The following is a 20,428-nucleotide window of genomic DNA, read 5'->3' as shown; positions in this document are numbered from 1 at the left end:
TAAAGTGGAACTTAAAAATAAAAAATGGACTGAAGAGGAATTTTTCAAAGTAAGAGAAGAAGTTTTAGCACAATGGCCAACAGGAAAAGATGTAGCCAATATACAAGATGGAATAGAATATAACAAAACAATTCCAGACCACAAAAATTTTGCTAAAAAATTAGTAAAAGCAAAACAAGAAGGAATTACTTTAGCACAACCAAGAGCAGGTGTTGCTTTAATAGATAAGCATGTAGAATTATTATCATTTTTACAAAATGAAGGTGGAGCAGATTTACTACCTTCAACAATAGATAGTTATACAAGACAAAATAGATATGAAGAATGTGAAGTTGGAATAAAAGAAAGTATAAAAGAAGGAAGATCATTACTTAACGGATTCCCAGGGGTTAACCATGGTGTAGCTGGATGTAAAAAAGTATTTGAATCAGTTAACTTACCAATAGAATCAAGACATGGTACTCCAGACGGAAGATTACTTGCAGAAATTACACATGCATCAGGATGGACATCAAATGAGGGTGGTGGTATATCTTATAACATACCATACGCTAAAAATGTTACATTAGAAAAAACAATCTTAGATTGGCAATACTGCGATAGACTAGTTGGTTACTATGAAGAACATGGTATATCAATAAATAGAGAACCATATGGTCCATTAACTGGAACATTAGTACCACCAAGTACATCAAACGTAGTAGCTATAATAGAAGCTTTACTTGCAGCAGAGCAAGGTGTTAAAAACATTACTGTAGGATACGGTCAATGCGGAAACTTAATCCAAGACGTTGCAGCTATAAGATCATTAGAAGAGCAATGTAATGAATACTTAAAAGCTAATGGATACAACGATGTGTTTGTTACAACAGTATTCCACCAATGGATGGGTGGATTCCCTGCTGACGAAGCAAAAGCTTATGGTGTTATATCTACAGGTTCAGCAGCAGCAGCTTTAGCTGGAGCTACTAAAGTTATCGTTAAAACTACACACGAAGCTATTGGTATCCCAACAAAAGAAGCTAATGCACAAGGTATAAAAACAACAAAAATGACTCTAAACTTACTTGAAGGACAAAGAATGGCAATGTCTAAAGAGTTAGAAGAGGAAATTAATATAATAAAAGCTGAAACTAAATGTATGTTAGAGGCAGTTTATGAAGCTGGAAATGGCGATTTAGCTATAGGAGCAGTTAAAGCATTTGAAAGAGGATTATTAGATATCCCATTCGCACCAAGCAAATACAATGCTGGTAAAATGATGCCTGCAAGAGATAATGATGGTGCTGTAAGATACTTAAAATTAGGAAACATTCCATTCACTGAAGAATTAAAAGCTTATAACTTAAAGAAATTAGAAGAAAGAGCTAAATTCGAAGGAAGAGATGTTTGCTTCCAAATGACAGTTGATGATATATTCGCTGTTGGAAAAGGTAAATTAGTAGGAAGACCTGAATAATAATTAAATTGTTAAAAAAATAAATTAATATATACTTATTAATCTTTAGAAGGTAAGGTGTTTTATATGAAAATTGTTGACGTAATATGTTCAGCAGGAAGAACAGGATTCTATTTTGATGACCAAAGAGCTATAAAAAAAGGAGCAGGACATGATGGATTTACATATGTAGGAGAAGCTGTAACTGAAGGATTTACATCTGTAAGACAAGCTGGAGAATCTATATCTGTAATGTTAGTACTTGAAGATGGTCAAGTAGCTTGTGGAGATTGTGCAGCAGTTCAATACTCTGGAGCAGGTGGAAGAGATCCATTATTCTTAGCAAAAGACTTTATACCAGTTATTGAAAAAGAAATCGCACCTAAATTAATAGGAAGAGAATTAGAAAACTTCAAAGCTTTAGCTGAAGAGTTTGACCACATGACAGTTGATGGAAAAAGATTACATACAGCTATCAGATATGGTGTAACTCAAGCAATCCTTGATGGTGTAGCAAAAGCTAAAAAAGTAACTATGGCTGAAGTTGTAAGAGATGAATACAACACAGGAGTAGAAATAAAAAGAATTCCTATATTCACTCAATCTGGAGATGACAGATATGATAATGCAGACAAAATGATTATAAAAGGTGCAGACGTAATGCCTCACGCTTTAATCAACCATGTTGCTGATAAATTAGGTAACAACGGTGAAAAATTACATGCATATGTTAAATGGTTAAGTGACAGAGTTCTAAAATTAAGAACTTGTGAAGACTATAGCCCAGTATTCCACATAGATGTTTATGGAACAATAGGAGTAGCTTTCGATTACGATACAAAAGCAATGGCTGATTATATCCAAACATTAGAAGAAGCTGCTAAACCTTTCAAATTAAGAATTGAAGGACCTATGGATGTTGAGCATAGAGAAAGACAAATGGAAGCTTTAAGAGACTTAACAACTGAAATAAACAACAGAGGAATGAATGTTGAGCTTGTTGCAGACGAATGGTGTAACACATACGATGATGTTAAATTCTTCGCTGATAACAATGCAGGACATATGCTACAAATCAAAACTCCAGACCTTGGCGGAGTTAACAATATCATAGATTCTATATTATACTGTAAGAAAAAAGGTGTAGGAGCTTACTGTGGAGGAACTTGTAACGAAACAAATAGATCTGCAGAAATCTGCACTAACATCGCAATAGCTTGTGGAGCAGACCAATGTCTTGCAAAACCAGGTATGGGTGTTGATGAAGGATACATGATAGTTAACAACGAAATGAACAGAGTAGTTGCATTAGTTAACAGAAGAAACAAATAATAAATATATATTAGATAAAAGGCGGTTTATAAAAAACTGCCTTTTACACTATGAATAACATAAACTTTATATTATAGGCTTAAATTAAGATAAAAATTTAATTGTATAAGATAAAGTTTTACATAGTAGAAAGTCTTTATAATAATAAAAAATAGACTGCCAATTTTGGAGGAGTTGCAATGAAAGAAATTAATGTTGAACAAATAAGTAAAGAAGTAAGAGAGTTATGTATAAATGCTAATTATTACTTAGGTGAAGATGTTAAAAATGCATTAATTAACTCTAGAGATAATGAAAATTGGGATATAGCAAAAGGTATATTAAATAAGATAATAACTAATGCTGATATAGCTAAAAATGAAAACATGCCAATGTGTCAAGATACTGGAATGGCATGCGTATTTGTTGAGCTTGGACAAGAGGTTCACATAGTTGGTGGAAGCTTAGAAGATGCTATAAACGAAGGTGTTAGAAAAGGATATACAGACGGATATTTAAGAAAATCTGTTGTTAAAGACCCATTAGATAGAGTTAATACTAAAGATAATACACCAGCAATAATTTATTATAATGTAGTTCCAGGAGATAAATTAAAAATCACAGTAGCACCAAAAGGATTTGGTTCAGAAAACATGAGCCAAATAAAAATGCTAAAACCATCTGATGGACTAGAAGGTGTTAAAGAGTTTATATTAAAAGTAGTTAAGGAAGCAGGCCCAAACCCATGCCCACCAATAGTTGTAGGTGTTGGAATTGGAGGAACTTTTGATAGATCTGCAAACTTAGCTAAAAAAGCTTTAATAAGACCATTTGATAAGAGAAATTCAAATCCTTTCTATGAAGAGCTTGAAAATGAATTACTAGAAGCTATAAACAGTTTAGGAATAGGACCACAAGGATTTGGTGGAAAAACAACTGCTCTTGCTGTAAATATAGAAACATATGCAACTCATATTGCAGGATTACCAGTTGCAGTAAACATAAACTGTCATGCTACAAGACATGCTGAAGTAGAGCTTTAATAGGGGGTATTTAGTAATGGAAAAAAGAATAACTATGCCATTAACTGAAGAAAAAGTAAAAGATTTAAAAGCTGGAGATAGCGTATTACTTTCAGGAGTAATATATACATCTAGAGATGCAGCCCATAAAAGATTTGTTGATTTATTAGAAAAAGGTGAGAAATTACCTATAGATGTAAAAGATAGTTTGATATATTATGTTGGACCAACACCAGCGAAACCAGGAATGGCAATAGGATCAGCAGGCCCAACAACTAGCTATAGAATGGATGCTTATACACCACAACTTTTAGATCAAGGATTAAAAGGAATGGTTGGTAAAGGCTTACGTTCAAAAGAAGTTATTGAATCAATGAAGAAAAACAAAGCTGTTTATTTTGCAGCAATAGGTGGCGCAGCAGCACTAATGGCTAAATGCGTAGAGACTGCAGAGATTGTAACTTATGAAGACCTAGGTGCAGAAGCTGTAAGAAGATTAGAAGTTAAAGATTTACCATTAGTAGTTGTTATAGACTGTGAAGGAAATAACCTTTATGAGATGGGAAAAGAAGCATATTTAAATTCAGTAAAATAGATAGCGTTTTAGTAGTTTAACTATTAAAATAACCGTGAAAAATTAGAGGTGAATACTATGGATATAAAAAAAGTTGCGAAAGCAGGTACTTTAGAATCTAATGATATTTATATAATGATTATGCCGAGCGAAGAAAAAGGCATAGAATTAGACCTTGAGAGTATAGTAATGAAGCAATTTGGTGAAGAAATAAGAAAAGTTATTTTAGAAACTTTAAAAGAGCTAAAAGTGGAAAGTGCTATAGTAAAGGCACAAGATAAAGGGGCACTAGATTACACTATAAAAGCTAGAGTAGAAACAGCTGTAAAAAGAGCTCAGTAGTAGAGGTGAATAAAATGAAAAAATTAAGAAGAACTATGCTTTTTATGCCTGGTAATAATCCAGGAATGCTTCAAAATGCAGGAATTTTAGGAGCAGACTCAATAATACTAGATTTAGAAGATGCAGTTTCTCTTACAGAAAAAGATAGTGCAAGAGTACTTGTAAGAGAAGCAATAAAAAATGTAGATTACAGTAGTGTTGAAGTGGTTGTTAGAATTAACCCACTTACAACTGAATTTGCTGATGAAGATATAGATGTTATAGCTAGAGTGAAACCAGATACAATAATGGTTCCTAAAGCTACAGAAGAAGAGTTAATAGAAATAGATAAAAGACTTAGTAAAATTGAAGAAGAAGAAGGTTTTGAGATAGGATCAATAAAACTATTCCCAATAGCAGAAAGTGCTTATGGTGTTGAAAACATTTATTCAATAATTAAGTCATCAAAAAGAGTTGTAGGAGTTCTTTTAGGTGGAGAAGATTATACTTCAGACATGGGAATAAAAAGAACTAAAGTAGGTGAAGAAGTATTCTATGCAAGAAATAGAGTTGCAATAGCTTGTAAAGCTGCTAAAGTTGATGCAATAGATACTCCATTTACTGATACAAATGATTTAGAAGGATTACTAGTAGATACTGCAAAAGCTAAATCACTAGGAATGACTGGTAAAGCATCTATAAACCCAAGACAAATAGATGGAATACATTCAGTATATGCTCCAACTAAAGAAGAAATAAAACATGCAGTAAGAGTTTTAGAAGCTATGGAAGAAGCTCAAAAAGAAGGAAAAGGAGTTTTCTCATTAGACGGAAAAATGGTAGATGCTCCAATCATAAATAGAGCAAAAACAACAGTTGAATTAGCTAAAATATTAGGATTACTTTAAGAATAAATAGATTTTGAAAAATAATTAGTCGTTATATTAGTTAATTTATAGATGACTTAGAAGTAAAGGTAATTTATTGAGGTGATATTATGAAAAACGTATTAGGACGTGAACTTCCTAGCTTTATAGATGGATATGGTGAAGTTATGCCATTTGAAGGAGTTTTTGCAAAAGCAGGAGAAAAACAAAAGGCTGCTGTTAATGTAAAATCAGTAACTCCAATGGATGAAAAATTATTAAATAATATAGAAGATGCTTTAGATAAAGTTAATCTAAAAGATGGAATGACAATATCATTCCACCATCATTTAAGAAATGGTGACTATGTTTTAAACATGGTTGTAGAAGCTACCGCAAAAAGAGGAATAAAAGATATAAGAATCGCAGCAAGTTCAATATTCCCAGTACATGCACCACTTGTAGACTACATAGAAAGTGGTGTAGTAACTAGAATTTGTGCAAACTACATTTCAGGTCCAGTTGCAAAAGCAATATCTGAAGGTAGATTAAAATACCCAGCAGTAATGCACACTCATGGTGGAAGAGCTAGAGCTATAGAAAGTGGAGATTTACACATAGATGTAGCATTTATAGCAGCACCAGCTTGTGATATGTATGGAAACATCAATGGTTTATACGGAAAATCAGCTTGTGGAGCTTTAGGATATGCAGTAAGTGATGCAGAAGGTGCAGAAAAAGTTGTTGCTATAACTGATAACTTAGTAGCTTATCCAAACTGTCCAATAGAAATCAGTCAAATATATGTTGATTATATTGTAAAAGTTGATTCTATAGGAGATCCAAAAGGAATAGTTTCTGGAACAACTCAAATAACTAAAGATCCAGTAGGATTAAAAATAGCTAAAATGGCTTTAGATACTATGATAGCATCAGGTCTTGTAAAAGATGGAATGAGCTTCCAAACTGGTGCTGGTGGAACATCTTTAGCAGTAGCTGCAGAGCTTAGAGAATATATGAACAAAGAAGAAATAAAAGGAAGTTTTGCATCAGGTGGAATAACTGGATACATAGTTGATATGTACAAAGAAGGATTATTCAAAAACTTATTTGATGTTCAATGCTTTGACTTAAAAGCTGTTGAGTCTTATTCAACATCTCATAAACATATGAGAATGTCAGCATCTATGTATGGTAACCCAGACAATAAAGGTGCTGTAGTAAATAACTTAGATATAGTTATATTAGGAGCAACTGAAATAGATACAAACTTTAATGTTAACGTTACAACAGCTTCTGATGGAACTATAATGGGAGGTTCTGGTGGACACAGTGATACAGCTGCTGGAGCTAAGTTAACTATAATAGTTACACAACTTACAAAAGCTAGACTTCCAATTGTAAAAGATAAGTTAACAACAATAACAACTCCAGGAGATAGCATAGATGTTATCGTAACTGAAAGAGGAATTGCAGTTAATCCTAAGAGAAAAGACTTAATAGAAAAATTAAAAGAAACAAATTTACCAATAATGACAATAGATGAATTAAAAGCTACAGCTGAAAAGATGACAGGTGCTCCAAAAGCAGTTGAATTATCTGATGACGTAGTTGCTGTAGTAGAATACAGAGACGGATCTGTAATAGATGTAATAAGAAAACCAATGTAATATAAAAAAGCTTCAAAATAGAGTAATTCTATTTTGAAGCTTTTTTTAGTATCAAAATAAAGTATATATTTTTATTATAAGGTAGAAATTAATAGAAAAAGTAAGAATTTTATTAATATGTATTATTTAGTCTAAATATTTTTTGAAAAAATACGACACTATTATTAGATAAGCTTACTATTATAAGTATGTAGACTAAAAATACTTGCAAGTATAAGTCCTACTATTATTTTTATAAATTATTAATAAGACTATTAATTTAATGGGAGAGATTTATTGTATGGTTAGTAAAAAAACAAGAAAAATAGTAGCTAAAAGAATTATATCGGCAACAGCGATAGTATCACTTTCGCTTGGAATGCTTCTTCCGGGAATAGGTACAATAGAAGCAAAAGCAGTAGAAATGAATAAAAGTGTTGTAAGTGAAAATGCTCAAGAAGGAAAAAGAAATGTAATGTATTATGGAGATTGGTCTATTTGGGGAGGACAAGGGAATTTTTATCCTAAAGATATACCAGCTGATCAATTAACACATTTAAATTTTGCTTTTTTAGATTTTGATGGAGAAGGAAATTTAGTTTTTACAGATAAAGATGCAGCAGTAGGAGCACCAGTTGGTCAACCAGGGGTTCAATGGGGAGCTGCAAATGCAGGAGTTTTATCAGCATTTCAAGATTTAAGAGCACAAAATCCTAATTTGAAAATTGGAGTTTCTTTAGGTGGATGGTCAAAATCAGGAGATTTTTCAAAGGTTTGTGATGATTCACAAAAAAGAGCTAAACTCGTAGAAAATATTATGAAATTTATAGAATATACTAATATGGACTTTGTAGATGTGGATTGGGAATATCCAGGCTCAGTACGTCAACCAGATTTAGTAGACAATAAAAATGATGAAGGTACACCTAATGCAACACCTAAAGATAAAGAAAATTATATACTGCTATTACAAGACTTAAGAAATGCATTAGATAAAAAAGAAAAAGAATTAGGAAAAGAATATGAATTATCAGTAGCAATTCCTGCTCCAAAATCAACTCTTGATAAGGGAATTGATATAAAAAAATTATTTGAAGTAGTAGATTTTGCTAATATAATGACCTATGATATGAGGGGTGCATGGGATGATACCAGTGGTCACCAAACAGGATTATATTCAAATCCAAAAGATCCATTGGCAAGTCAAGGATTAAGTGTTAATGATAGCGTTAAATATCTAATAAGTCAGGGTGCTAAGGAAGACAAGATAGTTATAGGAGCTGCATTTTATAGTCGTGGATGGGAAAAAGTATCAAAGGGTTCTGATAGTAAAACACCAGGATTATTTGGAAAAGCTGAACTAATATCAAAAGATGCAGATCAAAGTCCAAGTCGTGGAGCAGTAAATGAAGCACCATTAAAATCAGGTGAAGGTGGAAGACGTGGAGGCGTATGGTCCTATCGTAACTTAAATGAGATAAAGGCTAAATATCCAAATATAAAAGAATATTGGGATGATGTAGCTAAAGCACCATATCTTTATGATGAAACTACAGGGGTATTCTTCACTTATGAAAACCAAAAGTCAATTGGAGAAAAGACATCTTATGTAAACAATAACAATTTAGGTGGTGTTATATCATGGATGGCATCTGAAGATGCACCAACAAATAATGGAACTAAACGTGACGAACTAACAAAGACTATTAAAAATGGTTTATTTGGAAACGAAGCACTGCCGAGTCATCAAATAAAGTATGGGGACTTAGATGTAACAGCAACTATAAAGCCTTATAAAGAGTCATGGGGATCTAGTGGCGGTTATGAAATAACAATAAAAAATAATGAAGCAACAAATGAGTCCGGAGATGTTATGAGATCTGTTGAAAAAGCAGCAGAAACAATTAAATTTCCTAAACTATATATAGAAAGTGATGAGAAATTAACAGCAGGTGATTACTTGGCTGGTACAGTAACACAAGAAAACGGATACACTATTGTTGATCTTGAAGCTGTATATGATGGCAAAACAATAGATCAGGGTAGGAGTTATACGTTTAAATTAAAAGCTAATGTAGCACCAACAGATGCCAAAGGAATAAAAAGTATAGGATTGTCTCAAAGAATGACATCAAAGGGTGCTGAACTTGGAAGACAAACTATATATGGGGAAAGTGTCACACCACCAGAAACAAATTCTAAACCAGTATTAAATGGAGTGGTAGATAAAGAAATCAAAGTTGGTGATAGCTTTAATCCAATGTACGGTGTAACTGCTAAGGATAAAGAGGACGGAGACTTAACTAAGAAGATTAAGGTTACAGGAAATGTAGACACAACAAAAGTAGGAGAATATAAACTAATATACAGTGTAGCTGATAGTAAAAATGAAACTACAACAGCGGAAAGAAAGATAATTGTAAAAGAAGATAATACAACTGTACCAAAGTATGATTTCAGTGTTGGTCAAGGTATAGAGTGGCCAAAACAAGTGAATTGTCCATTTATAGATATGGTTGCATGGGTTACAAAACCAGGTTATACCAACAATGGAGCTGCAAATTTAGTTAAAATTTCTAATGATAGTGGTGTTAAATACTTTAACTTAGGTTTTATACAATCCACAACTAATACTATAAAAGATGGAAAAGTTCAATGGGGTTGGGGAGGATACTCTGTTTTAAACGAAGAGCATAAGGATGATACCCAATATCAAGGAATTAAAAAATCAATAAAAGAATTACGTGATTTAGGTGGAGACGTTACAATCTCATTAGGTGGATTAAATGGTATCACATTTTGGGAAGTAACACAGGATGTAGATGTTTTAGTTAACACTTATAAAGAAGTAATACAAGGATATGGACTAACAAGGCTAGACTTAGACATTGAAGGCGGTGCTCAAGATAAAGCTAAAAATATTGCTAATGCTAAAGCAATTAAAAAGGTTCAAGATGAGTTAGGAACTGATATTGTTTTAACTCTTCCAGTATTACCAAGCGGTTTAACTCAAACACAATTAGATGTAGTTGAAGCATATCTTACTGAAGGAGTAGATATTAAAGTTGTAAATATTATGACTATGTGCTATGGTAGTGGAACTTTATTACCAGGTGAAAACTATGGAACAGGTTCTGTAAGAGCTATAGATAGCACTAAAAATCAATTGAAAAATTATTATAAAAGATTTGCAAAAGTAGAGCTAACAGATGAGCAAGCATATGGAAAAATTGGTGCAACTCCATCTATTGGATTTGAGGGAAGTGCTCATCCTATATTTACTACAGAGTGGTCTAAGTTAATAGTTGATCATGCAATAAAAAACAAAATTGCAATGACATCATTTTGGTCTATGAATAGAGATGCTATGTTAGAATCCAATTCAGGAGTAAAAAGTCAATATGAATTTACTAATATATTTAAAAAATTTGGAAGCGAAGATGATGGTGAGGTAGATCCACCAACAAATACTGCACCAACTATAACTGGTGTAGAAAATAAAAAAATATTTGTTGGAGAAACATTTGATCCAATGAATGGTGTTAAAGCTAATGATAAAGAAGATGGAGATTTAACTAGCAAAGTTAAAGTTACAGGCACTGTTGATACTAATACAATAGGAACGTATAAATTAGTATATACAGTGGAAGATAGTGAAGGGCTAAATGCCAAAAAAGAATGTATAATAACTGTTGCAGAAAAACCTGAAATACCAGAGGATACTTTTGACCCTAAAAAAATATATGTAGAAGGCGATACAGTAATATATAAAGGCGAAAAATATAAGGCTAAATGGTGGACTCAAGGTGGTGTACCAGAAAATAATATGGCATGGGAAAAAATAGTTGAAAAGAATCCGGATGGTAGTGTAGATTATGTACCTGGAGGCATTTATGTAGAAGGGGATATAGTTGTATACCAAGGTAGTAAATATAGAGCTAAATGGTGGACTAATTCAGTACCAGGCAGCGATGAAACATGGCAGTTAGTATGATAATAAAGTTAAGAAGGGGTTTGTTGCAAAGCTAACTGATAAAAGTTAAAGGAGCGACAGCTCCTTTTTCTTGTGTGAAAATTAGGTTTATATATAAATTATTTATTTTAAAATTAATAATAGTTTTCCTCATAGATAAATAGTAAAAAAGTTTTTAAATTATAAAGAAAAAATATGTAATATAATAAAAAATTAAATAAAAATAGAAGTTATATTATTATATTTTTAGCGTAATACAACTAAAATTTTACAAAATATTAAGGAACTATATATAATTTTTAGGTTTAAAGAAGAGTTTTAACTATTTTAGAAGTAGAATTATAAAATATTGATTTATATAAGTACATTTATTGAACTTCTGTAATATTATAAAAAGTAGATATAATTTGACGATTTTACAAATAGGCATCTTAAAATAACTATTATATCGTCAAATTTACTAAATTATATTAAATATAATTATCACTTGAATATTTTATAGATTCTTAAATTATACTAGTACATTGCAAACATTAGAGACTTAAACTAGCAAGTAAATGCATAAAAGTACTTTGAATTTAACAAATTAAGATATATTAGTTGAAATCTGATTTTTTCAATTTTGTAATTATATAGGGAAACAAGCTCCAATTTAAATTTATTCAACAACCTTAAAATATTTTTACACAAGATGTAGTGTTGAATTCTAAGTGATTCGGAGCATGTCTCACTATTTTAGGTATCCAAGTTTTGGAATAGATAATTTTAAGAGTCAACTTGGAACCTTATAAATTTATATTTGAAATAGAAGTAAAATAAATTTATAAATATTATAAGAATAAAAGTTACTTCTTTTAAAATATTAAGGATGCCTTATTCTAGGAGTGATATTCATGAAAAAGGATGGGACACTGGAGTTATTTCTTATGTTGCTGCCATTTTGTAGTGATGTAGATATAACAGTGGGAAAAAATAATAAACTTAAGATAAAGGCAGATTTAAAATGGTTTTATATAAAAAATATATTATACAAGGAATATGATGTTCCATGTTGTGTGCTAAAGCAATATGAAGAAGAATTTAGTAAAATTCCACTATATCTTTTACAATATTACAATTATTATGAAGTGAAAATGTATATTACAAAGAAATCTATAAGAAATATAGTTAAAAATGAAATAGGTTATGATTTAGGAAATATGGATATAGGGGGAGCTTTTATTAATTTACCCCAGTATTTAAAAGGGTATGTTTCAACTAGATATTATGGACATCATTATGTTTTGCTTCATGAGCTTGGGCATGCTATAGATGCTATAGAGAAATTTTATGGCATGGGACTTGAACCTTCCTTAAGTGATGTATTTAAAAAAATATATAAAGATGAACGTGCTAAATTATTTAATAAGCAAGGGCTAGCTTATGCTCAAACAGAAAAAGAATATTGGGCTCAATGTTTTGCATTGTATAATATAGATGAAGAAAAATTAAAAAAATTAGCACCTAGAACTCACGGATATATGAAATTAATATTAGAAAGTATAAAATTGAGAATGAAAAATAATACGGATAAAATTGCCGGATAAAATAGAACTAAAGCATCTTTTAATAAGAAAAAATTAAAAGATGCTTTAACTATATACAATTATAAAAAAATGGCGTTATACTATAGATATATTTTACTATTATGAGGTGAAGTTATGGAAAATAAATTTAATTGTTTAATATGTGGTGAAGAGTTAGAATACTTTGATGAAAGTAAAGAAATGGAGTGCTACTTTTGCAAGAAAAAATTTAGCGCTAATGCAAGTTGCAAATCAGGGCATTATGTTTGTGATAGTTGCCATAGTTTAGGTGCTTTCGAAATAATAAAAGAATATTGCTTAAAAAGTAATAGTATTAATCCAATGGAAATGGCATTAGATTTAATGAAACATCCATCAGTTAAAATGCATGGACCAGAGCATCATTATTTAGTTCCAGCAGTATTGGTTACAGCTTATTTAAATTCTATAGGTGATAGGACTAATTTAGAAAAGTTACTTAATGAAGGTGGGAAAAGGGCTAAAAATGTTTTAGGAGGCTTTTGTGGATTTTATGGTGCCTGTGGTGCTGCTGTAGGTACTGGAATTTACATAAGTTTAATATTAGGTGCAAGTCCATTGTCAGAGGAAAAATGGGGATTATCAAACTTAATAACAGCTAAAGCGTTGGAAAAAATAGCATCTTTTGGTGGACCTAGATGTTGTAAGAGAGATACTTTTTTAGCTTTAGAAACTGCCGTTGATTTTACTAAAGAAAAATTAAATGTGCAACTTGAAAAGAAAGAAAATTTAAAATGTAATTATAGCAAAATAAATGATCAATGCTTAAAAGATAGATGTAAATTTCATAAATAATAAAAAAACTAGCATAATAAATTATTTATAAATTTATTATGCTAGTAAACAATTTAAACGTTAGTTCCTATATAATTAATAACAATATAGATTATTTTGTAGTTCACAAGAATCATCGCTAGTTGAGAAGGATACTTTGATATTTAAAGTATACTCTTTAATTAAAAGTTCTTCAAAAATTTTTGTAGCTAATTCAGTGTAATTTCCATAAAGATCTGATAAATTACTATTGTAAAATTGAACTACATTTTTATTTATTATTACTACAATTTGACCAATCATATCCTCTTGTTCTACAAGCAATAATCCATCTGTTATAATAACACCGTTAAATAATCTGTTAGAATGAAGAGCTATACAAAATATTGATGCAATATCGTCAATTGTATAATTGGATAAAGGTCCAACGGTAATTTCATTATTGTCTGAATCTAATATGATTACATTAACGGTTACATCTTCTACTTTATATTCTTTTGAAAGTATAGCCCTTAAGGCTTTAGCTTTATTTATGCTACGATATACTTTTATTTTTAAGGTGTAATTGCCATCTTCAAGAGGTACAAGATTACTTACTTCGACATAAGGATCTTTACCTATAGTATAATAGATTTTATCTCTAAGTGTATTCCAAGAAGGCGATTGTGTTGGAAGGTTCATAAGATTCACCACTCAAATTAATAAATATTAAACTTTTTATATATTAAAAAGTTCTACTTGAGGAATTGAAGAATTCAAATATTTATTTTACATTAAACAAATTTTAAATTTATATTCATCAAAAAAAAACTTGTCCAACATTTTCAATTAATGAATTAAGATGGGAATTTGGATTAAAATAGTTTAATGATATTGTTTTTGATATTTAAAATTAGATTACAATATAGTATATAAAAAAAGCTGTTATAATGTGATATCTTAATTTTACAGTTAATAAATGCAAATAAAATATTATAAATTTATTTAAATAAGATACAGGGTTCCAAATTAATATTTTATCAATAACTAACAGATTATTTTAGTTAAAAGTTAATACTTAACTAACTATATTTGTACTTATTTTTCTTAACTTATAACAAAAATTTGATGTGTAAATTTAAGTTGGAGCTTGATAAAAAAGTATAATTAGGCAATATATTCATATGATAAAAAGTATGTAAAAATGTGGTTTTATAATTTAGTTGATAAGGAGTGATAATGTGAAATCTATTGCAGTTATAACAGATACAAATGCTAGACTAGCAAATTTTCTTCGAGAAAATTTAGAAGAAGTGTTAGGAAATAAAATATCAATAAATAATTATTTTTTAAATACAATCAATGATAGTCTTCAAATAGAAGATGAAATTGTTCTAGTAATGATAAAAGAAAGAGCTTTTGAAATAAAAAAACATATAAAAGGTGATGCTAAAGTTATAGTTATTAAAAGAACAATAGAAGAAGAAGCTATGATGAAAATATTTAGCATACCTAAAGGTACTGATGTATTAGTAGTTAATGATAATAAAGAAACAACATATGAGATTGTAAGTTTTTTTTATGAGTTAGGAATAAATCATATAAATTTAGTTCCATATTATGATGATAGGGATTATAGTAACTTTAAAGTTGCAATTACACCAGGTGAAAGTAAATCAGTTCCTACATATGTAAGAGAAATAATTGATGTAGGTGATAGAAAGATAGATGTGTCCACTTTTATAAAAATAATAAGTTTTTTAGATGTGGAAGAGGAGAATAACAAATTAATACATAGCAACCTTATCAAATATTCAGAAAAGTTAGTAAATGTTGATATAGGGATAAGAGATAAGTATAAGGAACTGTTTTTAAAAAATGAGGAGTTAGATACTATTATAAATTTATCTAATAATGGAATAATATTTACATCACTAGAAGGAAGAATAAATATTTGTAATGAAAAAGCAAAAAAAATGCTAGAAATTTACAAAGATATAATAGGAAAAAACATAAACAATATTTTAGATGAAAAAATACTTAGTTTATTAAATGAAGATTGCTTAGAAGATGAGGTAATAGAATTTAATAATAAATTTTTAAGTGTTAATAAGTGCAAAATAACAAGCTTTGGATTAGAAACAGGAATATATTATCATATTCAAGAAATTACATATATACGCCAATTAGAACAAAATTTAAGTAAAAAAATAAGAGAAAAAGGACATATAGCGAGATATAATTTTAATAATATAATAACTAATTCTAAACCAATGCAAGAATGTATAGAACTTGCCCTAAGAATTTCATTATCAGATTTAACTGTATTAATATTAGGGGAAAGTGGAACTGGGAAGGAACTTTTTGCTCAATCAATACACAATAATTCTCTAAGAAACAAACAACCTTTTATTGCAGTAAATTGTGCTGCTATGCCAGAAAATTTATTAGAAAGTGAATTGTTTGGGTATGAGGCTGGAGCCTTTACTGGAGCGTTAAAGGAAGGGAAAAAAGGTTTATTTGAGCAAGCTAATAATGGAACTATTTTTTTAGATGAAATAGGTGATATGCCGTTATATCTGCAAACTAAACTTTTAAGAGTGTTGCAAGAAAGACAGCTAGTAAGGGTTGGATCAAATAAAGTTATAGATATAAACATAAGGGTTATTGCTGCAACTAATCAGGATTTATTCAAATTAGTAAATGAAGGGAAATTTAGAGGGGATTTATATTATAGATTAAATGTTCTTCCTTTAAATATTCCGCCATTAAATGAAAGAAAAGAAGATATATTGGATTTACTTATATATTTCATGAATAGGGATATAAAATATGTAGATCCACTAGTGAAAAAGGAATTATTAAATCATACATGGCCAGGAAATGTAAGAGAACTACAAAATTTAGCCTCATATTTATCTCTTATGTGCAATGATAGAATAACAATAAATGATTTACCTTATTACTTTAATGTGGAGCAAAAAAGAGATGAATTTGATGAAATAGAAAGTTTTTTAGAAAATAAGTATAGTTTTAAGATTGTATATGAAATATTAAAAGAAATAGAATTTTTTAATAGTATAAAAGAAAATGTTGGAAGAAATAATTTAGTCAAAATTTTAAGTAAAAAGAAATATGAAGTGACAGAGAATGAAATTAGGAAAATTTTAGTGGATTTAAGTAAATTTAATCTTGTCGTTAGTGGAAAGGGCAGAAAAGGTAGCAGTATAACAGAAAAAGGTAAAGAATTTTTGAAAACAATTAAAAATAGGTAAGTAAATAGGTGAGTTGAGAATAAAAACTCACCTATTTATTTACCTATTTTTATTATGGATTATTTTAAATTATAAATCTTTTCTAATTATTACATGAAAAATGTATATATAAATGCATTTATTTAACTAGATTTAAAAGTTGGCATGATTTTTGCTCATATAAATTATTGTAGGGGAATTTTTTAAAATTTAGTTTAGGAGGACAATTTAATGAACAAAAGACCAATTATAGGCATCTCAGGAAGTATGATTATAGACCAAGGAGGCATGTTTCCAGGATATAAAAGATCTTATGTAAATAATGACTATGTAAAAGCTGTTATAAATGGAGGCGGAATACCACTTATCATACCAATGAATATGGATGATGAAATTATAGAAGCTCAAATAAGCATGGTAGATGGATTAATTTTATCAGGAGGACATGATATTGATCCATTATTATTTAATGAAGAACCACATCAAAAATTAGGTGGAATTTATCCAGATAGAGATAAGTTTGATTTTTCAATAATAAAAAAGGCAATGGGTAAAAAAATGCCTATACTTGGAATATGCAGAGGACATCAAGTTATAAATGTAGCTAATGGTGGAAGTTTATATCAAGATTTAAGCTTAATTGATGGATGTTATATAAAACATAATCAAGGTGAATTATCAGATGTAAAAACTCATACAATATCCATTGAAAAAAATTCAGTATTAAATCAAATTTTAGGTGATGTTACATGTTGTAATTCATTTCATCATTTAGCTGTAAATAAGGTTGCACCAGGTTTTAAGGTAGTAGCTAGAGCAAAAGATGGGGTAGTTGAGGCGATAGAAAGGATAGAAAAACCTTTAGTTATGGGAATTCAGTGGCATCCAGAAATGTTAGCTGGTGTAGATGAAAATATGTTAAACATATTCAAATATTTTATAAAAGAATGTAAATAAGGAAGAATAATTAAAGGATGAGGTGAAGTTTTTCTATGAGCAACAAAAAAAAGATAGGCTTTTGGAGTATTGTATTGCTTGGAATTAACTCAATTATAGGATCAGGAATATTCTTGCTTCCTAATCAAGCAATGGAACTTATAGGACCAGCTAGTTTAGGTGTAATATTATTTGACATGCTATTAGTAGTTAGTATAGCACTATGTTTTGCAGAGGTTGGTGGAATGTTTAGCAAAAATGGGGGGCCCTATGTTTATGCTAAGGAAGCCTTTGGAAGTTTTGTAGGATTTGAAGTAGGATTTATGAAATGGGCTATAGGAATTATAGCTTGGGCAACAATGGCAGTTGGGTTTGTTACAGCATTATCAGCAGTATGGCCAGCAGCTGGTGAAGGCATGATGAAAAATATAATAATTATAGTAATTTTAGGCGGACTTGGAATAATAAATATATTAGGTGTTAGCATTTCAAAAGTTTTAAATAATATAATAACTGTAGGAAAATTAGTACCTTTATTTATTTTTATAGCAGTAGGAATATTCTTTATAAAAGGATCTAACTTTACCCCAGTATTTCCAAGTGGAGTATATCAAGGCGGTTCATTTGGAGCAGCAGCACTTTTAATATTTTATGCATTTACTGGATTTGAATCTATAGCAGTTGCAGCTGAAGATATGGAAAATCCAGAAAAAAATATACCAAAAGCAATAATAACAGTAATGATTATAGTATCAGTAGTATATCTATTAATTCAAACAGTTTCTATAGGTATATTAGGTGAACAATTAGCATTAACTAAAACTCCAGTGGCAGATGCTTCAGCAGTATTTTTAGGTTCATGGGGTGGAATATTAGTAACAGCAGGTACATTAATTTCAATAGGTGGAATTAATATAGCAGCATCATTTATTACTCCAAGAACAGCAGTAGCTTTAGCAGAAGATGGATTATTACCTAAGTGTTTAAATAAATATAATAAAAAAGGAACACCATACATAGCAATAATAGTTACAGTTGCATTAACTATCCCAGTTGCATTATCAGGAAGCTTTACTAAATTAGCGGCGATAAGTGTTGTATCAAGATTTGCACAATACGTTCCAACTTGTTTATCAGTGCTAGTTTTAAGAAAGAAAAGACCAGATTTAAAAAGTTCATTTAGAATTCCATTAGGACCAGTAATTCCAATTTTAGCAGTAGTAGTAAGTGGATGGTTACTAGTTCAATCATCAATGGAAAAAATATTATGGGGTCTAGGTGGATTAGTTATAGGAGTACCTATATATTTATTAATGATTAACATGAATAAAAAAAACAAAAATAATAATTCAGAAAAAGTAGCTTAAAAATCAATAAATTATTATTTAAAATAGGATTTTGGAAATATATGGCTGTCTTGAAATAAGATTAAATTTCAGGGCAGCTTTTGTCATAATAAATAAATTATTAGAGATTTCTTAATTAATTTTTATAAGAATTTATCAAAAAATTATAATATTATCAACAAATATTGTATAATTGTCTTGTGTTCAATTTAAAAACAAAAGAATTATGGTGGTGATGTTAAGTGTATAATTTAAACTTAGAAAAAGTTAACATAAAAAAAGAAATATATAGAGAAGAAGTTGAAACATTTTTAAATAAGTTCGATTTAGAACTAGATAAAGATGTAGATTACACTGTTGTTATTAGGGTAGATGGCGAGATAAAAGCTACATGTTCTAAAGGTGGAAGTATATTTAAATGTTTTGCTGTAGATGATGATTTAAGAGGTGAAGGGGTATCTGCAACTTTATTAAATGCAGTAAATGATAAATTATTTGAGGAAGGTAAGTATCATAGTTTCATATTTACTAAACCAAGTAATGTAGCAATTTTTTCAGGTCTTGGATATAAATTAATAGAAGAGGTAGAAAAGGTAGCGCTATTAGAAAATGGGGTTTATAATATAAATTCTTGTTTAAATAAAATTGGTGAGAAATACGATTTAAAAAATAATATAAAAAAAGCAGCACTAGTTATGAACTGTAATCCATTTACTTTAGGTCACTTATATTTAGTTGAGAAAGCTGCAAGTGAAAATGAGGAAGTTATTGTATTTGTTGTAGAGGAAGATAAATCTTTATTCCCATTTAAAGTTAGATATGATTTAGTGAAAAAAGGATGCGCTCATTTAAAAAATGTAAAGGTAATTCCTGGTGGAGAATATATAATATCATCTGCTACGTTCCCATCATACTTTATAAGGAAAAAAGATGAGGTTTTAAAAGCATATACTAATTTAGATGCAAAGATATTTGGAAAATATTTCTGCAAAGAATTTAATATAAATAAACGATATATAGGTGAGGAACCATATTGTGTGGTAACTAAATCATATAATGATACATTAAAAGAAATATTACCAACTTTTTCAACAGAAGTTATAGAAGTAAAAAGAAAAGCAGAGGATGAAGTGCCTATAAGCGCATCTAGAGTTAGAGAACTTATAAGAGAAGGAAAAATGGATGAAATAGAAAAAATAGTACCAAAAACAACTTTTGAATTTTTAAATAGTGATGATGCTATTGAAATTATAGAAAAAATAAAAAATAATAATACACCACACTAAAGAAAAATCCATGTTTGTTTAATATTATATTAGCTTTAAATAATAGACCAGTTTCTTTTTTGGTCCATAGGTTCTGCTAAAAATTACTAATGGCA

General features: G+C 29.7%; 15 protein-coding genes. 14 read left to right on the top strand and 1 reads right to left on the bottom strand.

All coding sequences use genetic code 11. From position 1 onward, the window contains the following. The first annotated feature begins 4 nt into the window (after positions 1-4). From AZI32_RS08230 to AZI32_RS08185, 10 genes are all read left to right on the top strand, one after another. Complete coding sequence (locus AZI32_RS08230) at positions 5-1,459, top strand: methylaspartate mutase subunit E (protein ID WP_061995380.1); 1,455 nt, start codon at positions 5-7, stop codon at positions 1,457-1,459. Between the two features lie 66 nt (positions 1,460-1,525). Further along, positions 1,526-2,770, top strand: a complete 1,245-nt coding sequence (locus AZI32_RS08225) for a methylaspartate ammonia-lyase (RefSeq protein WP_010295153.1) — start codon at positions 1,526-1,528, stop codon at positions 2,768-2,770. 179 nt (positions 2,771-2,949) lie between these two features. Continuing rightward, positions 2,950-3,792: a fumarate hydratase gene (locus tag AZI32_RS08220; protein WP_061995379.1), complete on the top strand. Its 843-nt coding sequence runs from the start codon at positions 2,950-2,952 to the stop codon at positions 3,790-3,792. A gap of 16 nt (positions 3,793-3,808) precedes the next feature. Then, positions 3,809-4,366, top strand: coding sequence for a Fe-S-containing hydro-lyase (locus AZI32_RS08215; RefSeq protein ID WP_010295148.1), 558 nt, complete (start codon positions 3,809-3,811; stop codon positions 4,364-4,366). A 57-nt stretch (positions 4,367-4,423) separates the two neighbouring features. Then, positions 4,424-4,687 carry a citrate lyase acyl carrier protein gene (gene citD / locus AZI32_RS08210; protein ID WP_010295146.1) on the top strand — a complete coding sequence of 88 codons (264 nt, stop codon included), beginning with the start codon at positions 4,424-4,426 and terminating at the stop codon, positions 4,685-4,687. A gap of 14 nt (positions 4,688-4,701) precedes the next feature. Further along, positions 4,702-5,574 (top strand): aldolase/citrate lyase family protein, encoded by an 873-nt coding sequence (locus tag AZI32_RS08205; RefSeq protein WP_061995378.1) that lies wholly within the window; start codon positions 4,702-4,704, stop codon positions 5,572-5,574. Between the two features lie 89 nt (positions 5,575-5,663). After that, the gene (gene citF, locus AZI32_RS08200; RefSeq protein ID WP_061995377.1) at positions 5,664-7,202 is read left to right on the top strand and encodes a citrate lyase subunit alpha; all 1,539 of its coding nucleotides are present in this window, start codon (positions 5,664-5,666) and stop codon (positions 7,200-7,202) included. A gap of 280 nt (positions 7,203-7,482) precedes the next feature. Next, complete coding sequence (locus AZI32_RS19035; RefSeq protein WP_082761185.1) at positions 7,483-11,175, top strand: glycosyl hydrolase family 18 protein; 3,693 nt, start codon at positions 7,483-7,485, stop codon at positions 11,173-11,175. 872 nt (positions 11,176-12,047) lie between these two features. Next, positions 12,048-12,740, top strand: coding sequence for a hypothetical protein (locus tag AZI32_RS08190; protein ID WP_061995376.1), 693 nt, complete (start codon positions 12,048-12,050; stop codon positions 12,738-12,740). 114 nt (positions 12,741-12,854) lie between these two features. Continuing rightward, positions 12,855-13,553: a DUF5714 domain-containing protein gene (locus AZI32_RS08185; RefSeq protein WP_061995375.1), complete on the top strand. Its 699-nt coding sequence runs from the start codon at positions 12,855-12,857 to the stop codon at positions 13,551-13,553. 75 nt (positions 13,554-13,628) lie between these two features. Here AZI32_RS08185 and AZI32_RS08180 read toward each other — a convergent pair whose 3' ends face one another. Then, positions 13,629-14,213 (bottom strand): hypothetical protein, encoded by a 585-nt coding sequence (locus AZI32_RS08180; protein ID WP_061995374.1) that lies wholly within the window; start codon positions 14,211-14,213, stop codon positions 13,629-13,631. Positions 14,214-14,752: 539 nt separating this feature from the next. Here AZI32_RS08180 and AZI32_RS08175 point away from each other — a divergent pair. From AZI32_RS08175 to citC, 4 genes are all read left to right on the top strand, one after another. Next, the gene (locus AZI32_RS08175; protein WP_061995373.1) at positions 14,753-16,786 is read left to right on the top strand and encodes a sigma 54-interacting transcriptional regulator; all 2,034 of its coding nucleotides are present in this window, start codon (positions 14,753-14,755) and stop codon (positions 16,784-16,786) included. A 210-nt stretch (positions 16,787-16,996) separates the two neighbouring features. Beyond that, complete coding sequence (locus AZI32_RS08170) at positions 16,997-17,722, top strand: gamma-glutamyl-gamma-aminobutyrate hydrolase family protein (RefSeq protein ID WP_061995372.1); 726 nt, start codon at positions 16,997-16,999, stop codon at positions 17,720-17,722. Positions 17,723-17,757: 35 nt separating this feature from the next. Then, on the top strand, positions 17,758-19,068 hold the full coding sequence (locus AZI32_RS08165; RefSeq protein ID WP_061995371.1) for an APC family permease: 1,311 nt from the start codon (positions 17,758-17,760) through the stop codon (positions 19,066-19,068). Between the two features lie 221 nt (positions 19,069-19,289). After that, the gene (citC, locus tag AZI32_RS08160) at positions 19,290-20,333 is read left to right on the top strand and encodes a [citrate (pro-3S)-lyase] ligase (protein WP_061995370.1); all 1,044 of its coding nucleotides are present in this window, start codon (positions 19,290-19,292) and stop codon (positions 20,331-20,333) included. Positions 20,334-20,428: the final 95 nt, after the last annotated feature.

It is taken from the genome of Clostridium sp. ATCC 25772 (assembly GCF_001573875.1).
Lineage (GTDB): Bacteria > Bacillota > Clostridia > Clostridiales > Clostridiaceae > Clostridium_J > Clostridium_J senegalense.
The sequence above is the reverse complement of the archived record's forward strand: the minus strand, read 5'-3'. Positions and strand labels throughout refer to the sequence as shown.

Bases quoted from the DNA above. Each gene is read 5' to 3' on its own strand.
- AZI32_RS08225 (WP_010295153.1), top strand. From the start codon at position 1,526: ATGAAAATTGTTGACGTAATATGTTCAGCAGGAAGAACAGGATTCTAT.
- AZI32_RS08220 (WP_061995379.1), top strand. From the start codon at position 2,950: ATGAAAGAAATTAATGTTGAACAAATAAGTAAAGAAGTAAGAGAGTTA.
- AZI32_RS08215 (WP_010295148.1), top strand. From the start codon at position 3,809: ATGGAAAAAAGAATAACTATGCCATTAACTGAAGAAAAAGTAAAAGAT.
- citD (WP_010295146.1), top strand. From the start codon at position 4,424: ATGGATATAAAAAAAGTTGCGAAAGCAGGTACTTTAGAATCTAATGAT.
- AZI32_RS08205 (WP_061995378.1), top strand. From the start codon at position 4,702: ATGAAAAAATTAAGAAGAACTATGCTTTTTATGCCTGGTAATAATCCA.
- citF (WP_061995377.1), top strand. From the start codon at position 5,664: ATGAAAAACGTATTAGGACGTGAACTTCCTAGCTTTATAGATGGATAT.
- AZI32_RS19035 (WP_082761185.1), top strand. From the start codon at position 7,483: ATGGTTAGTAAAAAAACAAGAAAAATAGTAGCTAAAAGAATTATATCG.
- AZI32_RS08190 (WP_061995376.1), top strand. From the start codon at position 12,048: ATGAAAAAGGATGGGACACTGGAGTTATTTCTTATGTTGCTGCCATTT.
- AZI32_RS08185 (WP_061995375.1), top strand. From the start codon at position 12,855: ATGGAAAATAAATTTAATTGTTTAATATGTGGTGAAGAGTTAGAATAC.
- AZI32_RS08180 (WP_061995374.1), bottom strand. From the start codon at position 14,213: ATGAACCTTCCAACACAATCGCCTTCTTGGAATACACTTAGAGATAAA.
- AZI32_RS08170 (WP_061995372.1), top strand. From the start codon at position 16,997: ATGAACAAAAGACCAATTATAGGCATCTCAGGAAGTATGATTATAGAC.
- AZI32_RS08165 (WP_061995371.1), top strand. From the start codon at position 17,758: ATGAGCAACAAAAAAAAGATAGGCTTTTGGAGTATTGTATTGCTTGGA.